General features: G+C 57.6%; 16 protein-coding genes. 6 read left to right on the top strand and 10 right to left on the bottom strand.

Translation table 11 applies throughout. The annotated features are described in order from the left end of the window. The first annotated feature begins 206 nt into the window (after positions 1–206). Entirely contained in the window at positions 207–2,750 is a 2,544-nt protein-coding gene (locus QPJ95_RS21050) for a PAS domain-containing hybrid sensor histidine kinase/response regulator (protein ID WP_270918076.1), read from the top strand. Between the two features lie 69 nt (positions 2,751–2,819). Here the strand turns inward: QPJ95_RS21050 and QPJ95_RS21045 are convergent, their stop codons facing one another. Both QPJ95_RS21045 and gap read right to left on the bottom strand, forming a co-directional pair. Next, positions 2,820–2,963, bottom strand: coding sequence for a hypothetical protein (locus tag QPJ95_RS21045; RefSeq protein ID WP_270918077.1), 144 nt, complete (start codon positions 2,961–2,963; stop codon positions 2,820–2,822). Between the two features lie 61 nt (positions 2,964–3,024). Then, positions 3,025–4,044, bottom strand: coding sequence for a type I glyceraldehyde-3-phosphate dehydrogenase (gene gap, locus QPJ95_RS21040; protein ID WP_270918078.1), 1,020 nt, complete (start codon positions 4,042–4,044; stop codon positions 3,025–3,027). A gap of 228 nt (positions 4,045–4,272) precedes the next feature. Between gap and QPJ95_RS21035 the strand changes: the two genes are divergently transcribed. Beyond that, on the top strand, positions 4,273–5,235 hold the full coding sequence (locus QPJ95_RS21035; RefSeq protein WP_270918079.1) for a DUF808 domain-containing protein: 963 nt from the start codon (positions 4,273–4,275) through the stop codon (positions 5,233–5,235). Between the two features lie 49 nt (positions 5,236–5,284). Beyond that, positions 5,285–5,707, top strand: coding sequence for a hypothetical protein (locus QPJ95_RS21030; protein ID WP_270918080.1), 423 nt, complete (start codon positions 5,285–5,287; stop codon positions 5,705–5,707). A gap of 186 nt (positions 5,708–5,893) precedes the next feature. Here the strand turns inward: QPJ95_RS21030 and tkt are convergent, their stop codons facing one another. Further along, the gene (gene tkt, locus QPJ95_RS21025; RefSeq protein WP_270918081.1) at positions 5,894–7,915 is read right to left on the bottom strand and encodes a transketolase; all 2,022 of its coding nucleotides are present in this window, start codon (positions 7,913–7,915) and stop codon (positions 5,894–5,896) included. A 239-nt stretch (positions 7,916–8,154) separates the two neighbouring features. Between tkt and QPJ95_RS21020 the strand changes: the two genes are divergently transcribed. After that, positions 8,155–9,069, top strand: coding sequence for a coiled-coil domain-containing protein (locus QPJ95_RS21020; RefSeq protein ID WP_270918082.1), 915 nt, complete (start codon positions 8,155–8,157; stop codon positions 9,067–9,069). Continuing rightward, positions 9,069–9,485: a cell division protein ZapA gene (locus tag QPJ95_RS21015; protein ID WP_270918083.1), complete on the top strand. Its 417-nt coding sequence runs from the start codon at positions 9,069–9,071 to the stop codon at positions 9,483–9,485. Before QPJ95_RS21020 ends, QPJ95_RS21015 begins: the two co-directional genes overlap by 1 nt. Before the next feature lie 88 nt (positions 9,486–9,573). Here the strand turns inward: QPJ95_RS21015 and grxD are convergent, their stop codons facing one another. From grxD to QPJ95_RS20980, 7 genes are all read right to left on the bottom strand, one after another. Beyond that, positions 9,574–9,936, bottom strand: coding sequence for a Grx4 family monothiol glutaredoxin (gene grxD, locus QPJ95_RS21010; protein WP_270918084.1), 363 nt, complete (start codon positions 9,934–9,936; stop codon positions 9,574–9,576). A gap of 34 nt (positions 9,937–9,970) precedes the next feature. Next, positions 9,971–10,222: a hypothetical protein gene (locus QPJ95_RS21005; protein WP_270918085.1), complete on the bottom strand. Its 252-nt coding sequence runs from the start codon at positions 10,220–10,222 to the stop codon at positions 9,971–9,973. Further along, complete coding sequence (locus QPJ95_RS21000) at positions 10,219–10,455, bottom strand: BolA/IbaG family iron-sulfur metabolism protein (protein WP_270918086.1); 237 nt, start codon at positions 10,453–10,455, stop codon at positions 10,219–10,221. The genes QPJ95_RS21005 and QPJ95_RS21000 overlap by 4 nt, the downstream gene beginning before the upstream one ends. 178 nt (positions 10,456–10,633) lie before the next feature. Next, on the bottom strand, positions 10,634–12,799 hold the full coding sequence (gene purL, locus QPJ95_RS20995) for a phosphoribosylformylglycinamidine synthase subunit PurL (protein WP_270918087.1): 2,166 nt from the start codon (positions 12,797–12,799) through the stop codon (positions 10,634–10,636). A 333-nt stretch (positions 12,800–13,132) separates the two neighbouring features. Then, the gene (locus QPJ95_RS20990) at positions 13,133–14,317 is read right to left on the bottom strand and encodes a BamA/TamA family outer membrane protein (RefSeq protein WP_270918088.1); all 1,185 of its coding nucleotides are present in this window, start codon (positions 14,315–14,317) and stop codon (positions 13,133–13,135) included. A gap of 11 nt (positions 14,318–14,328) precedes the next feature. Beyond that, complete coding sequence (locus tag QPJ95_RS20985; protein WP_313851479.1) at positions 14,329–16,500, bottom strand: mechanosensitive ion channel family protein; 2,172 nt, start codon at positions 16,498–16,500, stop codon at positions 14,329–14,331. A gap of 425 nt (positions 16,501–16,925) precedes the next feature. Continuing rightward, the gene (locus tag QPJ95_RS20980) at positions 16,926–17,831 is read right to left on the bottom strand and encodes a LysR family transcriptional regulator (protein ID WP_270918089.1); all 906 of its coding nucleotides are present in this window, start codon (positions 17,829–17,831) and stop codon (positions 16,926–16,928) included. A gap of 167 nt (positions 17,832–17,998) precedes the next feature. Here QPJ95_RS20980 and QPJ95_RS20975 point away from each other — a divergent pair, with 167 nt between their 5' ends. Next, positions 17,999–21,421, top strand: a complete 3,423-nt coding sequence (locus QPJ95_RS20975) for an indolepyruvate ferredoxin oxidoreductase family protein (RefSeq protein ID WP_270918090.1) — start codon at positions 17,999–18,001, stop codon at positions 21,419–21,421. Positions 21,422–21,463 lie beyond the last annotated feature (42 nt).

The following is a 21,463-nucleotide window of genomic DNA, read 5'->3' as shown; positions in this document are numbered from 1 at the left end:
CGTGCGTTCCAGCCGTTTCTGTGTCAGGTTTGGCCGGTCGTCCGCTATTGAGTGTCGCACTGACTTTTTGATTTTCCAAATAGATTTTCAAGGTTGTCATATTTATTATCTTGGCTGCGCCTCGTTGTCTTCACCCCTGATTCTGGGACTAAAATGCTGATTGGTGCGGTTCGTCCTGCAACCCGATAATTAGGAAGGTCTGCCAATTGAACTCCAAACGCGCCACAGCACGCACAAGACTGGTGCTCACGCTGACGATTGCATTTCTTGTTGGCCTTGGGACGCTTTCGCTAGGACTTGGACGGCTCGTTCTGGATGAGCTGGACACGGTTGGGGGCAAAGCCTCCGAGCGATTGACTTGGAACCTAGCACAGGTTCAGTTTTCCCACATAAAAATGACGGAAATTGCCTATCGGGCCAAGGAAGGCGAGAACCTGAATGTTTTTCGTCTTGAATTCGCCAAATATTACAATCGCGTAGCCACATTGCACGATTACCCGATGTTTGATGAGGTGCGGGCAGATGGCATTGTGGCTGAGAAGTTCATCCGAATCCAAAATCGGTTGGATTATTTTGCGCCGATTGTGGCCGGGCCGGATAGGGATTTGGTCAAATCACTGCCCGAGTTGATCATCAAGTTTCAACAAAATGACAGCGATATTCGCGATTTGATCCGATATGGTTTGCAAATGGAAACTCTGCTCGGTGCCGAAAGCAAACAGCGCGTGTCACTCACGATCAGGCGGCTGGGAAGGGTGTTGTTGACGCTGGTGGCGGCATTGGCAATGACGGCGATAATGATCCAGCGTCTGTTCCACCACAGTCAGGGTTTGATCGCGGAAAATCGGGCCACTGCAGAGCGGTTACGCGTTATCGTCGACTCGTCTTTGGAGGCCATTGTGTCGGTTGATGTTTCGGGCCGAATTCTGAGCTTTAATAGCGCGGCTGAGAAAACATTCGGCTATTTGTGCAAAGACGTGGTCGGGCGACGCTTGATGGATGTGATCATTCCGGAGCACCTGCATCAATTCTCCGAAGACAACACCGCAAGTTTTCTGAAAACCGGCGATGGTGAACTAATCAACAAGGGGCGCACACGGGTAGAGGCCAAACGGAAATCCGGGGAGATTTTCCCCATCGAGCTCAACGTGACAGCCAGTCAGGATGGCGATGATTTGGTTTTTGTGTGCTTCATACGTGATATCACTTCCCGTATTGAAGGCGAGAAAGCGTTGCGCTGTGCGCGCGATGATGCACAGGCAGGGGAGCGGGCCAAGGACAAGTTGCTGACAGTTCTCAGCCATGAAATCCGAACGCCACTGAACGGAATTATGGGTTCGATTGAGCTACTGGAGACGGCTGACACGCGGTCCCAAGAACAGCAATACTTGCGGGCGATGCGGCAGTCCGGAGAGTTATTGCTGCATCATGTCGATGAAGTTCTCGAAATGTCCCGGCTCGAGTCTGCTGCAGAACTCGAACGCAGTGAGCCATTCGATTTGCAGGAAATGCTAGCGGGCTTGATTGACGGCCTCCATCCGACCGCCCAATCGGGTGGCAACCTGATACGTTTGCGGTGCCGGTTGCCTGAGGATGCGCATTGCATCGGTAACTCTAAGAGTATTCGGAAAGTGCTGCAGCGGTTGATTGGCAATGCCCTGAAGTTCACCGAACGCGGAGAAGTCACCATTGAGGTTGAACGTCTTGCGCACAGCGATGCGGTTGAGTTTCGCGTTTGTGACACGGGCGAGGGGATCGCTGCCGATGATCTGGAACGGATTTTCGACGACTTTGTAACTTTGGATGCCAGTTACAGCCGCCAACAAGAAGGGACCGGACTGGGATTGTCGATCACCCGTCTTATTGTTGAGCAAATGGGCGGCGAGATTGGCGTTGAAAGTGAACCGGGAGAGGGCAGTATGTTCTGGTTCACATTGTCCTTGCCGCTGGTGTCCTCGCGTCAAAACCAGCACCCAAAGATGTCTATTGATGATGTTGCCGCGCGCCGGATTCTGGTTGTCGAAGACAATGATATTAACCGGATGCTGTTGGAGGAAATGTTGTTGCGGCAAGGCCACCGGGTGAGGTGTGCCACCGGCGGAGCAGAGGGTGTCGAGGCGGTGCAGCATGAGAGATATGATCTGATTTTGATGGATATTAGCATGCCGGGTTTGGATGGCATCGAAGCGCTTGGGCAGATACGGTCAAGAAAACTGGCCGAAGGTGTGGAAATTATCGCGTTGACGGCTCATGGCGCAGGTGATGATCAAAGGCGCATTCTGGATGCGGGATTCACTGAAATCCTGATCAAGCCTGTGACACTGGCGAAATTGGCATTGGCGATCGACCGCTACACGGGCCAGAAAACACCGATTAAAATGAATCATGAGGGTTCGGATATCCAGCAATTCATCGAAGCTCTAGGCAATGAAAAGGCGCAGGGCTATCTCAATGCCCTTTGCCGGGATGTTGCTCAGTTTCGTCAGGATCTGGGCGCAAGCGAACAGGTTAGCCAATCCCATCAACGCGAGGCGCACCGTCTGGCGGGCTCTGCTGCTGTGCTGGGGCTCACGGCGCTTCGCACCTGTCTGCAAGAGATAGAGGCGGCGGCGGCGGGCAGTGTGCCGCCGTCGGACGCGCTGGCGGATGCATGGGGTGAGGCAGGCGTTATTCTGGGCCCTTATCTGGTCAGTAGCCCGGTCAATGCGGGTATTTCGCAGGCATTTTTTCCGCCCGGTAGCTCTGCCTGACCGAGGCCAAAATCAGAATGCCCGGAGCACAGGGCCCCGTGACAGCGCGGGTTTTAACAGCGCCGTGCCCTAGCGCCAAAAAGCCACCCAATCGATCAGTTCGTAAAACCGTTTGCCAAGAAAAACCACATGGACAGTTCCAAACAGGGCGATATCAGCCACAAGGGAGGCGATGATTATCAGACCAAGAACGATAGAAATTTTGGTGGTCATGTCGCCTCGTTAAGATATCTCACCCGGGCAGATATGCCTGACCGGGTGAGATATCTCAAGCTCAAGCCGCCTTGGACAGGGCAGAAAGACGGCCCATGGCGCAGGCAACATCCGCCATGCGCACAGAAAAACCCCACTCGTTATCATACCAGGCCAGAACACGGACCATACGGCCGCCCACAACACGGGTCTGATCCGGGGCAAAAATCGAGCTTTCCGGCGAGTGGTTGAAGTCGGTCGACACCAAAGGCGCCGGCTCGTAGCCCAGAACGCCTTTCATCGGGCCTCTTGCGGCCTCGGCGACGATTGAATTGACCTCGTCCACGGTCACATCCCGTGAGGCATAGAAAGTCAGGTCCACCGCCGATACATTTGGCGTCGGCACCCGGATGGCAGAGCCGTCCAGACGGCCCTTTAGATTGGGCAGAACCTCGCCCAGGGCAATGGCGGCGCCGGTTGAGGTCGGGATCATCGACATGCCAGCCGCGCGGGAGCGGTACAGGTCATCATGGCGGCGATCCAGGGTCGGTTGGTCGCCGGTGTAGGCGTGGATCGTGGTCATGATGCCATGTTCAATGCCGATGCCTTCGTCCAGCACTTTGGCCAGTGGCGCCAGACAGTTGGTGGTGCAGGAGCCGTTTGAAATCATGGTGTCGGTGGCGCGAAGCTCATGATCATTGACGCCATAGACAATGGTTCTGTCGATGTTTTTGCCCGGCGCTGAAAGCAACACCCGCTTGGCGCCCCGCTCCAGGTGCACCTTGGCCAGGTTGCCGTCGTTGAACTTGCCAGTACATTCCAGAACAATATCGCAGCCGTCCCAGTCCAATGCGTTCATGTCATAGGTGGAGTACATCTGCATGTCGCCGCGACCCAGGTTCATGGTGCCGTCGCCGATGGTCACTTCGCCTGGAAAACGGCCGTGCACAGAATCATATTTGATCAGGTGGGCCGCAGTTTCCAGCGGGCCGGTGGCATTCACCTTGACCACTTCGATGTCATCACGACCCGAAGCAGCGATATGTGACAGGGTGCAGCGGCCAATACGGCCAAATCCATTGATCCCGACTTTGATGGTCATGTGTATCTCTCCAAGCGAGCAATCCTTAAGCAGGATATAATGCGGTGCCGGTCAGTTCGAAAGGGAGAAAACGGATATAAATCCATACTGTTAGCGCAAAATACTCATGTTAACGATAACGGAAATTGACTGGTGGCGGTAACACAAAAGGCGATTGCGCTAACGCTTGTGCCACCGGTGGTATCGGTTAGATTGGCCCGCATAATGACAGGCTGAGAGGGACTTGCGATGAGCGGATTGCTGGCACTGCTGGATGATGTGGCTGGAATTGCCAAGGTGGCGGCGGCCTCGATCGACGATGTGGCGGCGCAGGCTTTGAAGGCTGGTTCAAAGGCTGCCGGTGCGCTGATCGACGACGCCGCCGTGACCCCAAAATACCTGCATGGTTTTGCCGCCAGCCGCGAGTTGCCGGTGATCTGGAAGATCACCAAGGGCTCGCTAAAGAACAAACTGCTGTTCCTGCTACCCATCGGCTTGCTGCTGGTCAATTTTGCCCCCTGGTTGATCTCTCCGTTGCTGATGCTGGGTGGGTCGTATCTGTGTTTTGAGGGCGCCGAGAAGATCTATCACCTGCTGGTGCCCCATGACGAGACCCATGTGTTCAAAGAGGATGAGGCCGGAGATCCGGCGCATCTGGAGGAACAAAAAGCATCCGGCGCCATCAAGACCGATTTCATCCTGTCAGCCGAGATCATGACCATCGCACTAGCTGAAATTCCTGATAGTAACATCTGGATGGAGGCGGCAACGCTGGCGCTGGTGGCTGTTGGTATTACAGTGGCCGTATATGGCTCAGTCGCCTTGATCGTCAAAGCCGACGACGTGGGTCTGTACATGGCGAAGAATGGCTATTTTGGCGTAACCCGCAATCTGGGAACGGGGCTGGTCCGGATGATGCCGGGCTTCCTGAAGCTGCTGATGGTTGTTGGCACTGCGGCAATGCTGTGGGTTGGCGGGTCCATCGTCATCCACGGGATGGAGCAGCTGGGTTATGGCTGGCTGGGCAATCATATCCACGATTACGCAGCGGCGGTGGGGCATCTGGTGCCCGAAGGCTGGACCGGATTTGTAGAATGGTTCGCCAAGGCGGCGATGGACGGGCTGTTGGGTCTGGTGCTGGGGTTTGCACTGATCCCACTGGCGACCAAGGTGATTGCGCCTATTTGGGGCGCTTTCAGAGGCTCCAAATAATCAGGCTCAAAGATAACTGAATGAACACAAATTAACAGGCCGAGATATTATGGCGAAACAACCGACAACAGCAATTATCAAAATCATTTCCGGCCCTTCGCCGACAATGAAAGGGGTAACCGGAGCAGCGTCCGGCGGCCTATCGCCGCTTTTTTCGGCGTTGAGTACAGCAGCGGACCTGGCGCCAATGGATGCCAAACAGCTTTATGGGTTTCTTCACTTTCGAGTTGAAGCAGCAAGCAGAGCTGAAGGCCGTAGTGGTTGGTTTGGAGGCCGGATGTACAATAAATTCAGTGGAGAAAGTCCTGATTACATCCCTCTTTCTGGGACGCAGCTAAGACAGGCCTTCCTGGTTGCTGGTATTCAACCACCTGATTTTGTCGTTGCTGCAGGCCAATATGAACTGCGTCTGGATTATGTGCGCAAGGCGTATAATGCACTTAAGGCGGTAGTCGAGACAAAGGCGTCGTAGTAAATTGTACGTGCAAATCACGGGCAGAACCCTGACCGAACCCGAGGCGAGGCGCTTTGCACCCCATTTCTCGACCCGGACGCCGGTTATGTAAGTCTCAAGTGCTGTTTCAAAAGAAATGGGCGCCCAAAGGCGCCCATTCTTGATCCGACAGTGTAGGGTGCGTGCTTGCACGCACCGTTCAATTTAGCCCAGCAGGTCTTTGACCTTGGCAGCAGTCGCATCCGCTGTGATGCCAAATTTCTCGTACAACTCGCCCGCAGGGGCCGAGGCGCCAAAGCTATCCATGCCAACAAACGCGGCTTTCTTGTCCTGGCCACGCTCGCCCATCAACCAGCGATCCCAGCCGCCGGCCCGCATGGCGGCTTCGATACCAACCCGAACTGGTCCTGCAGGCAGCACTTTGCGGCGGTAGGCTTCGTCCTGGGCTGCAAACAGCTCCATACAGGGCATGGAAACAACACGGGTGCCGATGCCCATCGCCTCCAGCTTGGCTTTGGCCTCCATCGCGATTGCGACTTCGGAGCCAGTGGCGATCAAGATGGCCTGACGCTTGCCCGTCGCTTCGGCCAGCACGTAGGCGCCCTTGGCGGTCAGGTTGTTCAGCTTGTGCTCGGTCCGTACAGTCGGCAGGCCCTGACGGGTCAGCGACAGAACCGATGGCGTGTCTTTGGTGGTCAGAGCAATTTCCCAGGCCTCGGCTGTTTCCACCGCGTCTGCTGGGCGGAACACATAGGTGTTCGGGGTGGCGCGGCAGATCGCCAGATGCTCCACCGGCTGGTGGGTTGGGCCATCTTCGCCCACACCAATTGAATCGTGGGTCATCACAAACACAGTTGGGATCTTTGACAGGGCCGCCAGACGCATCGACGGGCGCGCATAGTCGGTGAAGCAGAAGAAGGTGCCCGAGTAGGGGCGAATGCCGCCGTGCAGCGCCATACCGTTCATCGCGGCGGCCATGCCGTGCTCGCGAATACCCCAATAGACAAAACGACCCTTGCGGTTATCCAGGTCGAACACGCCCATGTCGCCGGTCTTGGTCAGGTTTGAGCCAGTCAGATCAGCCGAGCCACCAACGGTTTCCGGCATGATCGGGTTGATCACCGCCAACGCCATCTCTGACGCCTTGCGGGTGGCGACCTTTGGCAGGTCTTCGCTGATCTGCTTTTTCAGGGCTTTGACAACAGCCGACAGCTTTTTCGGCGCGTCCATTGCATAGGCACGGTTGAAGCGATCCTGTTTCTGCTGTGAAACCTCAGCAAAGCGACCCTCCCACTCAGTACGATCCGCAGCGCCACGGCTGCCAATGGCTTCCCACTGGGATTTGATGTCGGCAGGGACTTCAAATGGACCAGAGGTCCAACCATAGGCCTCTTTGGCCGCTTTCATCTGGTCGGCGTCGGTCAAGGCGCCGTGACCTTTGGAGGTGTCCTGCGCGGCGTGACCAAGGGCGATATGGGTTTTGCAGGCAATCATCGAAGGTTTCTTCGATTTCTTGGCGGCAGTGATTGCCTCGTCGATGGCCAGTGGATCGTGGCCGTCGATTTCAATGACCTGCCAGCCAGACGCCTTAAAGCGCTGCACCTGATTGGTACGATCGGACAGCTCGACGGTGCCGTCGATGGTGATGTTGTTGTTGTCCCAGAACAGGATCAGTTTGCCGAGGCTGTGACGCCCGGCCAGACCCATGGCCTCTTGGCTGATGCCTTCCATCAGGCAACCGTCGCCGGCCATGACATAGGTGTAGTGGTCGACAATCTTGCGGCCATACTGCGCCCGCTGCATTTCTTCCGCCATGGCAAAGCCAACCGCGTTGGCCAGACCCTGACCCAGCGGGCCAGTGGTGGTTTCAACCGCGTCCAGCAGGAAATTTTCCGGGTGACCGGCAGTCAGCGCACCCATCTGGCGAAAATTCTTGATCTGGTCCAGGGTGACCTGGGCATCGCCGCAGAGGTGCAGCAGCGAATAAATCAGCATTGAGCCATGGCCAGCCGACAGGATGAACCGGTCGCGGTCGGGCCACTGAGGCGCAGATGCATCAAACTTTAGATGCTTTTCAAACAAAACGGTAGCGACGTCAGCCATGCCCATCGGCATGCCAGAGTGCCCCGAATTGGCAGCGGCAACGGCATCAAGGGTCAGGGCGCGGATGGCGGCAGCCTTGGCCCAATGTTCGGGGTTTGCAGTACGCAGGGCGGTCAGGTCCACTGGGTCATTCCTTTGGGTTTTCACGCAGATAGAGGGCTCAATAGCAGTGATTTGACAAAGATCAAGTATTGCTGGGCGTTACATCGCCGCCCAAGGTCAAGATTGGCCTGCAAGTGGTTGAAAGCAAACATGGGGTAATTTACTCCTGCTTTGAGTAAGCTGGCACAAACCGGGCCGCAGGTGCGATTCGCTTGTGGGGTTGGGTTTAAGCAGATGGTGCGGATTGGTGAGGAACGGGCATGAGGCAAATCGAGGAACTGCAAGGCCGCATAGCGGCCGCGATGGACAGAATCGGGACCGGATTGGGCGCTCTCGAGGCGGCTCAGAACGCGGCTCTGGGTGCGGCTGCACAAGACGATTTGACCCAGGCTTTGGACGATGAAAGACTCGCCAATGCTCAGCTCCAAGAGCGCCTGAAAACGCTAAAGGCGCAATTGGCGGATGTGGCACCGTCGGCGGATACGTCCGGGGATCTTGAGTCTTTGCAGGCCGAAGTTGAATTGCTGCGCAATGAAGTCGGAAATACCGCCGAAAAAGACGCCCTGAAGGCTGAAAACCAGCGGTTGACAGCTGATTTGGAAGCGGCGGGTAACACTGCAGCCGTGATGGCCGAAAGCAAAGCGGCGCTAGATGCCGAGGTCGCCGAACGGAACGCGGATATCACAGCGCTGCAAGCCCGGATCGCCGAGGCAGAGGGCGCGGCCAGTGAGGACGAAGACAGTGCGGATGCGGACAGTGCGGATGGCGGCTCTGCTGAGCTGCGCGCAGAAATTGAAGATTTGAAGGCGCAACTGCAAACCGCGCAGGGTGAATTGGCCGCGGCCCAACCCGCAGCTGCACTGGCGGATGGTGACGTCGGGTCCGACCACAGCGAAGAACTGGACCGGCAGAATGATATGCTGGTTCGGCTGGACACTGAATTGCAGCAGTTGCGCCACGCCAACGAAAGCCTGCGCAGCGCCAATACGGCCCTGCGTGAGGCCAATGCCGCCGGGGTTGGCGATGCGGATTTGATCAATACAGCGATGGAAGCCGAGATTGCAGGTCTGCGCGCCGCACAGGCCAGCGATCAGGCTCAGGTCAATGTGGTTCTGGCCAAGCTGGAACCGCTGTTGGCCCATGCGCGAAATCTACCAGAAGGGGAGGAAGTCTGATGCCCGAGTTGACCATTCATATCGGCGGTCGTGATTTTGAAGTTTCCTGTCAGGATGGCGAGCAGAGCTTTTTGCAATCGGCAGCCAAAATGCTGGACGATGAGGCGAAGGTGTTATCGGATCAGATCGGCCGGATGCCCGAGGCCCGGATGCTACTGATGGCCGGCCTGCTGCTGGCGGATAAAACCGCGGCGGTTGAGGACCGGATCAGAATCGTCGAGACTGAGCTGGCGGCGCGGGATGCGGAGCTGGTCTCGCGGGACGCGGAACTGGCCGAGCTGCGGGCCGCGCCGGCCCCCGAGCCCGAGCGCATCGAGATTCCGGTGGTGCCGCCACAAGTCACCGATACGCTGAGCGAATTGGCCACCAGGGCCGAGGCAATGGCGGCGCAGGTCGAAGAAAAACTGGCACAGTAACCGCCCGGTATCTGCATTTCTCCATCAGTTGAACGACAAAAGGCCCCCAGATCGCTCTGAGGGCCTTTTCGTTTCTGGGCAGATCAGCTCAGGCGTTGGATTCGCGGATCTTGTTGGAGGCCTCTTTGTCATAGGCGATACCATTTTCGTCAAACATACCGTCCAGCTCACCGGACAGGGTCATCTCGACGATGATGTCGCAGCCGCCAACAAATTCGCCCTTGACGTAGAGCTGCGGAATGGTGGGCCAGTCGGAGTAATCCTTGATGCCGGCACGGATGTCTTCGTCGGCCAGCACGTTGACGTCGGTATAGTCGATGCCGATGTAGTTCAGCACACCGGCGACCTTGGAGGAGAAGCCACACTGCGGCATCTCTTTGGTGCCTTTCATAAACAGCACCACGTCATTGGCTTTGACGGTTTCGTCGATACGGGTTTTTGCGTCAGTCATGTCGCGTTTCCTTAGTCTACCGCGCTGTCGCGCTTCATTTGATGTTACGGCTGCTCAAGCGCCTGCCGACGTCTTTTAACAGCTGGTTTTGTCTTATGGCCTGTTCAACCAGATCCAGATCCGTTGCTTCTTGTCCCAGCTCAACCTTTTTGCGGTTTCCATGGCGCATTTTGGGTTGCGACTGCGACAGTGCCCGTCTTTTGTTGCGCTTCACATAGGCTTCAATGCCGATTGCCGCAACAATAAGTGCAACAATTCCAGTTATGATCCAGGGACCAGTGGTCACTCAGGCGCTTTGGTGGTCAGACCCAGGGCGTGGATCTCGCCATTGGCGCCATCCATCTTGCCCTTGAGCGCCGCCATCACCGCGCGTTGTTGTTGCACCCGGTTCTTGCCCCGAAAGCTCTCGTCGATCACCTGGGCCGAGAAATGCACCCCGTCGTCCCCCATCACAGTGATCTCGGCGTTTGGGAAGCTTTCTCGGATCAGCGCTTCGATGTCTGAGGCTATCATGGCCATTAGGGTCGTCTCCTGTCTTGTTGGCTTAGATGTAGATGTGCTGGGGCGGGGCTGCAAGGGGGAGCTGTGATGACTGGGGGATCTGGGGGATCTGGGGGCCCACAAGGCGACAGATCAAAGCCACCCTTCCTTAAGGGGAAGGGGTGGCTTTGATGTGATTCAGATTGTGTCGTGGTGCCTAGGCCACTGCTGCGGCAAAACTGCTGCGGTAAATGGCGGACAGCTCAGCCAGCGGCGCCTCGCTGCCACCGATCTTCACCGTGTCGCCTGAAAAGTGGCCAACAGTGGTGAGGGTCACGCCAGCTTGCCCGGCAGTCAACATCAGTGCCTCGGCCTGGTCAAAATTGCAGGCCACCAGATAGCGCGCCTGATCTTCACCAAACAAAGTGGGGGTGTCGGCGGCGTCAATTTGCACCCCAACTCCAGCCTCTTCTGCCATCTCAAAGGCCGCCAGTGCCAGGCCACCATCAGCCAGATCAGTACAGGCCTTGATATAGTCCCGGTTGGCGCGGATGAACTCGCCGTTACGCTTTTCGGCAGCCAGATCCACTGCCGGGGCGTCGCCGTCTTCGCGGTTGAAGATCTCGGCCAGCAGGGCAGACTGACCCAGGTGGCCAAGGGTTTCACCTACCAGCAGGGCGATATGGCCGTCGCGGGCCTCGCCAATGATCGGCTCTTCACCGGCGGCAATCAGGCCAACGGCTCCGATGGTCGGGGTTGGCAGAATGCCCTCTCCGTCGGTCTCATTGTAAAGTGAGACGTTGCCGGAAACGATGGGCATGTCCAGCGCAGTAACCGCTTCGCCGATTCCTTGAATAGCGCCGACGAACTGGCCCATGATTTCGGGCTTTTCCGGGTTGCCAAAGTTCAGGTTGTCGGTGGTGGCCAACGGGGTGGCACCGACGGCGGTCAGGTTACGATAGGCCTCGGCCACCGCCTGTTTGCCACCCTCAACGGGGTTGGCTTTGACATAACGCGGCGTCACATCCGAGGTGAAGGCCAGCATCTTGTCGGTGCCATGCACCCGGATCAGGCCGGAACCGGCACCGGGGCGGCGGGCGGTGTCGCCCATGACGGTGGTGTCATACTGCTCATAGACCCACTGTTTGGCGGCGTAGTTGGGCGAGCTGATCAGCCCTTTGAGCCCGTCGATCGGGTCAATGGTGGGGACGTCCGCATCGGTCAATGGTTCAGCGGCGGGGGTAGCAACCCAGGGGCGGTCATATTCAGGCGCCGAGCCCGCCAGAGTGGTCAGCGGCAGATCTGCCTTGATCTCGCCGTTGTGCAGGATCAGGAAGCGGTCTTCGGATATGGTTTCGCCAACGATGGCAAAATCCAGATCCCATTTCACAAACACCGCCCGGGCTTCGGCCTCCAGCTCGGGGTTGAGCACCATCAGCATGCGTTCCTGAGATTCCGACAGCATCATCTCATAGGCTGTCATGTTCTCTTCGCGCTGGGGCACGTCCTCCAGGTTCAGCTTGACGCCCAGCTTGCCCTTGTCGCCCATTTCCACAGCCGAGCAGGTCAGACCCGCAGCGCCCATGTCCTGGATCGAGATCACCGCCCCAGTGGCCATCAGCTCAAGCGTGGCTTCCATCAGGCGTTTCTCGGTGAAGGGGTCGCCAACCTGAACGGTGGGGCGCTTGTCTTCGATGCTGTCATCAAATTCAGCCGAGGCCATGGTGGCACCACCAACGCCGTCGCGGCCTGTTTTGGCGCCAAGGTAGACAACTGGCATACCGATGCCAGAGGCGGCTGAATAGAAAATCTTGTCGCTGTCTGCCAGCCCGGCGGCAAAGGCGTTGACCAGGCAGTTGCCGTTATAGGCGGGGTGGAAGCGGACTTCGCCGCCGACGCAGGGCACACCAAAGCAATTGCCATAACCGCCAACGCCCGCCACCACGCCATTGACCAGCTGGGTGGTCTTGTGGTGGGCAGGTTCGCCAAAGGACAGCGAGTTCATCGAGGCGATGGGGCGCGCACCCATGGTGAATACGTCGCGCAGAATGCCGCCAACGCCGGTCGCGGCGCCTTGATAGGGCTCGATATAGCTGGGGTGGTTGTGGCTTTCCATCTTGAAAACCACACATTGGCCATCGCCGATATCGACGATGCCTGCATTCTCGCCGGGGCCGCAGATGACTTGTGGACCTGTGGTTGGCAGCGTGCGCAGCCATTTTTTGGAGGATTTGTAGGAACAATGCTCGTTCCACATCGCCGAGAAGATGCCCAACTCGGTGTAGGTCGGATCGCGTCCGATGATTTCCAGGATGCGCTCGTATTCGTCCGGGCTTAGTCCGTGGCTCTCAATCAGTTCGGATGTGATGGCTGGTTCCTGCATTGATCATTTGTCCCCGGATGGCTGGATGTGGGCGCCTTTTAGGACAAGCTGGCCTCAGGGGGAAGGGAAAAGCGGTCATTTGGGTTTCAGCCGTCGGTGTTTCCTGTTCGCGCAGGCGCGAAAAGCGCTGACAGATCGCAGCTCCCGCCCGTCGCTGGGTATCAGAGATACCCGCTCCCGTTGGGCGTGGCGCCGCGCTTTGCGCGGCGCCACGCCCAAGTCGGCAACGTGTATTGGCCTCGCCAATGCTCGGCGCAGACGCGGGAGGGTTTGGAGGGCGGCGGTGACATTGCAATGGGCCGCGTAAATGGGCGCCGCAGAGGGGCTCGGCTGTCAGAACCGCTGCCCAACATAGATATAGATCTGATCATCGCCCAGATTACTATGGCTGAGGTCAACCGAAAAATCGACCGGGAACTTCTTGGAGACACGATACCTGGCGCCCAGCCCGACGGCGCTGTGGCTGCCGTTGTCGCCAAGCGAGCTGAGGTCTGCGCCGGTCCAGCCAATGCCGCCAAACACAACAGCACCCCATCGCGGCCCAAATCTATGCCGGTATTCTGCCTGCAGAGATGTGGAGCGCAGATCGAGAAACTGGGTGGAGTTGAACCCGCGCATATTATCGGTGGCACCGATCGAGCATTGGTCAAAAAACGGAGTTTCATCCGTTGCCGCGCAGAGCACCCCGCGAAAAGCCAAGCTCTTGTCCGCCCCCAGAGGGTGGTAGGCATCATAGGTGACATCGGCCTTATCATAGCTGGCTCTGACACTATCAATTAAAAAGCTGCGGGTGGCCTCGGCTGTCAGGCGGGAGCCATCTGTTGGGTAATCACTGTTATCACGGCGATCCCAGTCGGCGCTGAAGCCGGCGGTGATGATTTCCAGGTTTAGATCAGGCTCATAGCTGGGGGGCAGCGACGGAAGGCCGGGTCTGTCGCCAGAAATGGAGGTGTTCAGGTATCGCATGACACCGCCGAACGAGAGTTCCTCGGTGACACCATAGGCCAGATTAAAACGTGCTAGATCACCATCCTGATGCACTGGAAACGGGCCAAGCGGCGTGTACAGATCATATCGGACATCAGCCTTGCCTGCGAAAATGCTCACCAGCCAGCGGTTGTTATTAAAGGCCAGATTGGTCATCAGGCCAACGGCCTGGCTGCCATTGTCTGACCGCATGGCCCCCAGTCCGATCACCGAGGTATTGGAGCCGGGATCGGTTTTGAACAGATAGCCGGCACCAAGGGCCAGCCCGGACCCGATTGTTGGATTGGAAAACGGAACCGGCGCCACAATCACTGACCCGTTGCTAAATCCGAAGTTGGACTCTGCCCCGGCGGTTTGAACGTGATCCATCTGTCGGTGAACGTCGTCGGGGCCAACAGCCTGCACCGCCTGCGGCGCCGTGCAACACAAAAGCACCAAGGCAACCGCCCGCGACAGGCAGCTTTGTGAAAGTGTCAGACGCTTGTATCCGAACGCGTCTGACAGGAATGGCCGGGAAATTTGATCAGTCATTTTTGTACAGTTCACTTGCTCTTTTTTGCAGCCTCGGCCTGCTTGGCTTCGACCTGCTGCTGAACGGCTGCTCCTGCCGCAGCTGCAATTGCGGTTTTATCCGCTTGGTTCAGGGTTTCACTGTTCTCCAGCCCAGGCAGGGCAACGCGGACCTCGCGGCGGGCGAATTCAATGCCGTTGGCCTCGAATTCTTTGCGAACCCGGTTGTAGATCTCCTTGCGAATGGTGAATTGAGTGCCGGGCTTGGCCATGAACTTACCCCGCATGACGATGCCAACATCATCAAACTGAAACACCCCCTGGCTTTTGAACGGCTCCAGGAAATCATCCTTGTACAGAGGGTCTGAAATCATTTCGGCACCGATCCTCTTGAAGATCTTTTTGACCTTGTTGGGGTCGGTATCAAACGGCACCGTGAACATCAGCTTCATGATCACCCAGTCGCGGCTGAAGTTGGTCAGCTTGGGGATCTCGCCGTAGGGAATGGTATGCACCAAGCCACGGTGGTGACGCAGCTGCATCGACCGAATAGAGATCTTCTCAACGGTGCCCATGGTGCCGCCAACCTCGACATATTCGCCAACGCGAAAGGCGTCGTCGACCAGGAAAAACACGCCGGACACCACATCGGTGACCAGTTTCTGCGCGCCAAAGCCTATCGCAAGGCCAAGGATCCCGGCGCCCGCCAGCAGCGGCGTGATGTCGATGCCAAGGCTGCCAACGGCCAGCAGTCCAAAGATCACCACGATCGCAGATTGGGCGCTGATCAGCGCCAGCGGCAGGACTGTGGTCAGACGAGACCCGCCTGCGCCGCCGCCTTCGCCGCCGCCCAGATCGCCTTCGACCGCGCCGCTGGCTGTTTGTTCCTTGGCCAGCTTGCGGTTGACGTAAAGCGAGACCAGTTCATAGATCACATAACCGGTGGCAACGGTCATGATGAACTCAACCGAATTGGCGGCAAACCGTTCCCCAACACCGGCCGCAGCCAGATTGCGCAGATCCAGGTTCCAGGCTTCGGCGACCCTGAGCACCACAAAAAGGCCGGCAATAACGCGACCGATTTTGATGTAGCTGCGTTTGGTGGCCTTATAGGCGGCCTCGGCGACGGCGCCTTTGCCGATCATGGGAGGCAGCAGATGGCGCACCAAACCCCTGATGGCAGTGTCGATGGCCGGTGCCAGCAGTAGCCAGAACATGGTGGTGTAATGCGGGGTTGTCAGCAGCAACTTGAAATAGCCATGGCCAGACAGCAGCTGGACAACGGTCCATGTGATGGCGGCAACTGAAATGGCAAAATAGGGATAAGCAGAGGCCACCCAGACATCAAACCGGCTGCGATCCGAATCGGTGCCCAGCATCATCTGGGTCAGGCCTTCGCGGGCGGTCCAGAATATCCATGCCACGTAGATGTGCACGGCGGTGTTGAGCCAAAAGGCAATCCGGGTTTCACGGATGGCAATGCCGTTGGCGATATCAAAGCCAATGATGAACAGGGTAAACCCAGCCAGAAGCACCAGGCCAATCAGGTTCCGGTGCAGATAGCTGGCCCAGCGGTCGTCGATGTTGACCAGTCGCAGGTCAGACCGATTTGGTGCCAGTACAAAGCGCGAGATCGCGGCGCCCAGACGTGGGAACCAGATCAAGTAGGTGACAAACGGGCCAGCAAAGGACAGCTGGGCTGGGCTGAGGAGGGCGAGGCCCACCAGTCTAAGCGCAAAATAGAATGCAACCAAACCAAGGATGTCGCGGCCAAAACGGCGCGCCAAAAAGGCAAGCGCGCTCCACAACGTGGCGTCTTCAGCTGCGGTTTCAGCCCCTTGCCAGCGTTTCGAGATTTGCTTGACGATCCACTCGGCAGCGAGGCCGGCGCCAATGGCAATCGCCATGAAGGCAAATAACTTCAGCAAACCCTTATCGCCAAATGAGCTTCTGAAGTTAGAGAGGGCCTCGCCCTGCTTACTGAACAACACCGGCAGCTTTTCAATGGCGCCCAGACCGGGCGAATAAAACGCGCTCCAGTTTTCTTCCAGAACTGTGATCATTCCCTTGCTTGCCGTTGGGGCGGCCTGAGCTGCGGCAACGGCGTCCAGCCGGTCCAGCAATAATCCCCGAACCTGATCATCCGACATTCGGGCGACCATTTCGTGGATCGCCTCTGGGGTCAAAGGATCTGGGAGTGCCACAGACTCCGCAGAATCAGCGCCGGTATTCGCAGTTGTAGGCAACATCGGCGATTGGGCGGAAAGAGGCACGGCCGTCGCAATGGTCATCAGAACGACAAGCAAAATGGAAGCACAACGCTGCAAAAGAGTATTCATATTATCCTCTCGGAAATTGGTCGTCAGGTGCAAATTCGAAAAAGCGGCAGAACACTGGCAGTGCCCTTGGTTAATATAATGTGACTGTTTCGCGTAGTTTGCTGGAATTTTCCAGATAGGAAAAGCAAAAAAAAAGGCCGAGCACAAGGCTCGGCCGAAGTCCAACAGGGAGGTATGAAGGTGAAGCAATCGCCATCACCTTCGAAAGCTGATCTAGGCGCGCTGAGTTAGCCCTTCAAGGCAATAATTGCTTGGATTGGATCAAAGCCGTTATGCGTTTTTTGCATGGCTCATATTTTGCCCAGCTCTTTTAGATGTTTGCGGTGGGCAATGATCTCATTCTGCACAAAATCACGGAAGGCTGAAATCCGTCGAGAATGACGCAATTCCTCTGGATAAGCTAAGTATACAGGGACGTCAGTGGAATATTTGTGTTGGAATATCTGCACCAGATCGGGGAAATCCTCGGTGACATAATCCGGCAATACGCCGATACCGAGGTCGTGTAAAACCCCTTGCAGCACACCGAAATAATTGTTCACAGTCAGCAGGGATGCAGGGTTATGTGTCATCAAATTCTGCACCAGACTGGCGGCCGTCCCAACTTGCGGTGACCGTGGGTTCTGACAGATCAACCGGTGCTTCGACATGTCGCTGAGTTCTTCGGGGGTGCCGTTGCGTTCAAGATAGGCGCGCGAAGCATAGAGCTGCATTTTGACGGTCATCAGGCGTTTTCGAATCAAATCAGCCTGGCTGGGCTCTTTCATGCGAATCGCTACATCGGCTTCGCGCATCGGCAGATCCAGCACACGCTCTTCCAGCATGAGGTCGATTTTCAGGTTTGGGTATTGCTCGTAGAGCTTGGTCAGACGCGGCGCCAGCCATAGGGTGCCAAAGCCAAATGTGGTGGTGACCCGCAACTCGCCAAACACCTCTTCATCGCTATCGCGAATCCGCGCCGAGGCGGTTTCCAGCCGTTTCGACATCGCCGCGGTCGCATCGAACAGCAACTCGCCCTGTTCGGTGAGTATCAGCCCACGCGCATGGCGGTGAAACAGCGTTGCACTCAGGCTTTCCTCCAAAGCGCGAATCTGCCGACTGACGGCCGATTGTGACAGGTTCAACTTGTCACCGGCATGGGTAAGACTGCCGGCATCAGCCACCGCGTGAAATATTCTAAGCTTGTCCCAATCCATAGCCATCTCTTTTGATCCGTTGGGGCTAACCTATATGAATTGTATCGCTTGTTTCAATTTTAACCGTGCCCAAACCGCAAATTTTTGGAAATGCGGCTATACAGGTCAGTATTTGTGACCTAATAATGGATTGAACACAGCACGCCAGTCAAGGTTGGGAGGCCCCGATGAGCAAGCAGGATATTTCGCTTAATGATAAATATGACCTAGAGAAATCCTCGGTCATGTTGAACGGCACCCAGGCCCTGGTGCGGTTGATGCTGACGCAAAAATTGCGCGACACCGCCGCCGGGCTAAACACTGCGGGTCTGGTCACCGGCTACCGGGGCTCGCCGCTGGGGTCCGTCGACACCATGATGGTCCGTGCCGAAAAGCAGCTGAAGGCTGCGGATGTGACCTTCCAGTACGGTCTGAACGAAGACCTCGCGGCGACCGCTCTCTGGGGCAGTCAGCAGGCTGAGGTGCGCGGCGAAGGCAAATACGACGGTGTGTTTGGCCTGTGGTACGGCAAGGGTCCGGGGGTTGACCGTTCGGGCGATGTCATTCGTCACGCCAATATGGCGGGCAGCTCCAAACATGGCGGCGTGCTGATGGCCATGGGCGATGATCACACCGGTGAGTCCTCGACCGTTTTGCACCAGTCGGAATGGTCTCTGATGGATTCCTATCTGCCGATTGTCAGCCCGGCGGGCGTGCAGGAGATCCTCGACTATGGTATTTATGGCATCGCGCTCAGCCGGTTTTCGGGTCTCTGGGTTGGCCTGAAGACAATGAAAGACACCATCGAGGTCACCTCGGTTGTGGATGGCGACCCTACCCGGGTGCAGCTGGTGACGCCCGAGTTTGAAATGCCAACCGACGGGCTCAATATCCGGCTTGCCGATGACCGCTTCCAGCAGGAAGACCGCCTGATTGACCACAAACGCTTTGCCGCCGAGGCGTTCTCCCATGCCAATAAGATGGACAAGCGGATCTGGGGCCAGCGCGGTGCCAAAATCGGCTTTGTCGCAGCCGGCAAGAACTGGCTGGACCTGACCCACGCACTATCGCTGCTCAATATCGACGAGAACACCGCCGAACGGCTGGGGATCACCACCTATAAAATCGGCCAGACCTTCCCGCTGGATATGAAGGGTTTTCACGATTGGGCCGAAGGGCTGGACCTGATCGTTGTGGTCGAAGAAAAACGCAAGCTGATCGAGGTGCAGATCAAAGAAGCCATCTTTGACGACCGTCGTGGCCGACGGGTCTATGGCTGGCACAAGGGCGGCGGTGCGGGCTCAATGCACGGCGAAGAGCTGTTCCCAACCCGCTACGCGCTGGACCCGATCATGATCGCCGAGAAGCTGGGCCAGATCCTGATCGAAGAGGGCCGCGAAACCGATGCGATTCACGCCGGTCTGGCGGCGCTGGACCAGGCCCGCCAGGCTGACAACGCCGAAGAAATCACCTCGCGGCTGCCGTATTTCTGTTCCGGCTGCCCGCATAACTCCTCCACCAAACTGCCCGAAGGCTCGCGTGCCTATGCCGGCATCGGCTGCCATTTCATGGTGCAGTGGATGGACCGCGAAACCACCGGGTTCACCCATATGGGCGGCGAGGGTGTCAACTGGATCGGTGAGGCACCATTTTCCAAGCGGCCGCATGTGTTCCAGAACCTCGGCGATGGCACCTACAACCACTCAGGCGTGCAGGCAATCCGTGCTGCATTGGCTGAGGGCACCACCATGACCTACAAGATCCTGTATAACGACGCGGTTGCGATGACCGGCGGCCAAGGCAACGAGGGCGGTCTGGATGCCCCCCGCATCGCTCGCGAACTGCTGGCCATGGGGGTCAAAACCATGGCGGTGGTCTATGATGAAAAAGAAGATGTGAGTGCCAGCCAGTTCCCCGCAGGTATGCGGATGCATGAACGCAGCGAGCTGATGAGCATTCAGCGCGAGTTCGAACAGGTCGAAGGCGTCTCGGCGATCCTGTATATTCAGACCTGTGCCGCCGAAAAGCGCCGTCGCCGCAAGCGCGGATTGTTCCCGGACCCGGATCAGCGGGTGTTCATCAACACCGATGTCTGCGAAGGCTGCGGCGATTGCGGTATCCAGTCAAACTGCGTGTCAATTGTGCCGGCCGAAACCGAACTGGGCCGCAAGCGGGCGATTGATCAGTCCTCCTGCAACAAAGATTTCTCATGTCTGAGCGGCTTCTGCCCCTCTTTCCTGACAATCGAGGGCGGCACCCCACGCAAAAATGCTACTGCTGAACTGGAGCTGCCAGAGCTGCCACAGCCTGTGCTGCCGACAATTGACGGCACCTTCAACGTGGTCATTACCGGCGTTGGCGGCACCGGTGTCGTCACCCTTGGAGCGGTGCTGGCCCAGGCGGCGCAGATTGACGGCAAAGGTGCCGGCATGATGGAAATGGCCGGTCTGGCGCAAAAGGGCGGCGCCGTTCACATCCATTGCCGTCTGGCCAACCACCCCGAAGATATCAGCGCCATTCGAGTGGCCACAGGCGAGGCCCACGCGCTGATCGGCGGCGATCTGGTGGTCAGTGCCGGCGCCAAGACGCTTGGTCTGGCCACCACCGGGCGCACCGGTGCGGTGGTCAACAGCCACGAGATCATCACCGGTGATTTCACCCGCGACACCAATTTCAAAATCCCCTCGGACCGGCTGCAACTGGCGCTCAAAGCGCGGCTGCGGGATCGCCTTGATCTGTTCGACGCCACTGATTTGGCCAAGGCAACACTGGGCGATTCGATTTTCTCCAACATGATGGTGTTTGGCGCCGCCTGGCAGCGCGGCTTGATCCCGTTGAGCCTCGATGCGCTGACCCAGGCGATCACCTTGAATGGCACTGCGGTCGCGCGCAACCTGCGGGCCTTTGACATTGGCCGCTGGGCGGTGCTGTTCCCGGTTGAGGCCGCACAGCTGAGCCAGTCGAAATTGGCGCAATTGCCGGTGAGTTTGGACGACAAAATAGCCTATCGCAGCACCCAATTGGTGGCTTATCAGGGGCCCAGACTGGCCAAGCGTTATGGCAAGCTGCTGGACGGGATCAGCGACCCAGCCCTGAAAGAGGCGGTCGCCAAGGGTTATCACAAAGTGCTGGCCTATAAGGATGAGTATGAGGTCGCCCGGCTGCTGCTGGACAGCCGCGCCAAGGCCGAGGTGGAGTTTGAGGGGGATTTCAAACTGTCCTACAATCTTGCGCCGCCGGTTTTGGGTGGAAAAGATGCCAATGGCCGCCCCAGAAAACGCAAATTCGGCCCCCGCATGCTGCCGCTGCTGCGCCTGTTGGCGCGGTTGAAACCGCTGCGAGGCACGCCACTGGACGTGTTTGGCTATACCGCTGATCGCAAAATGGAACGCGCCCTGATCAAGCAATATGAGGCGGATATGAAGACCTGGTTGCCCAAAGCCAGTCCCGAACTGCTGGAGCCGCTCATCGCCTTGTCAGAGCTGCCATTGCAGATCACCGGATTTGGGCCGGTCAAACATGCAGCCGTACAAAAAGCCGCCAAACGACGTGAGGAGCTGCTGGCTGTGCTGGCACAGGGCGGCGCTCAGATCGGCAAGGCGGCAGAATAACCGCAAGCGCTGCGCGGCAGCGCCGCGCTCTAAACCGGGGGC

Origin of the sequence: Parasedimentitalea psychrophila, assembly GCF_030285785.1 — a bacterium.
Taxonomy (GTDB): Bacteria; Pseudomonadota; Alphaproteobacteria; order Rhodobacterales; family Rhodobacteraceae; genus Parasedimentitalea; species Parasedimentitalea psychrophila.
This window is presented reverse-complemented; position numbering and strand designations above follow the sequence as displayed.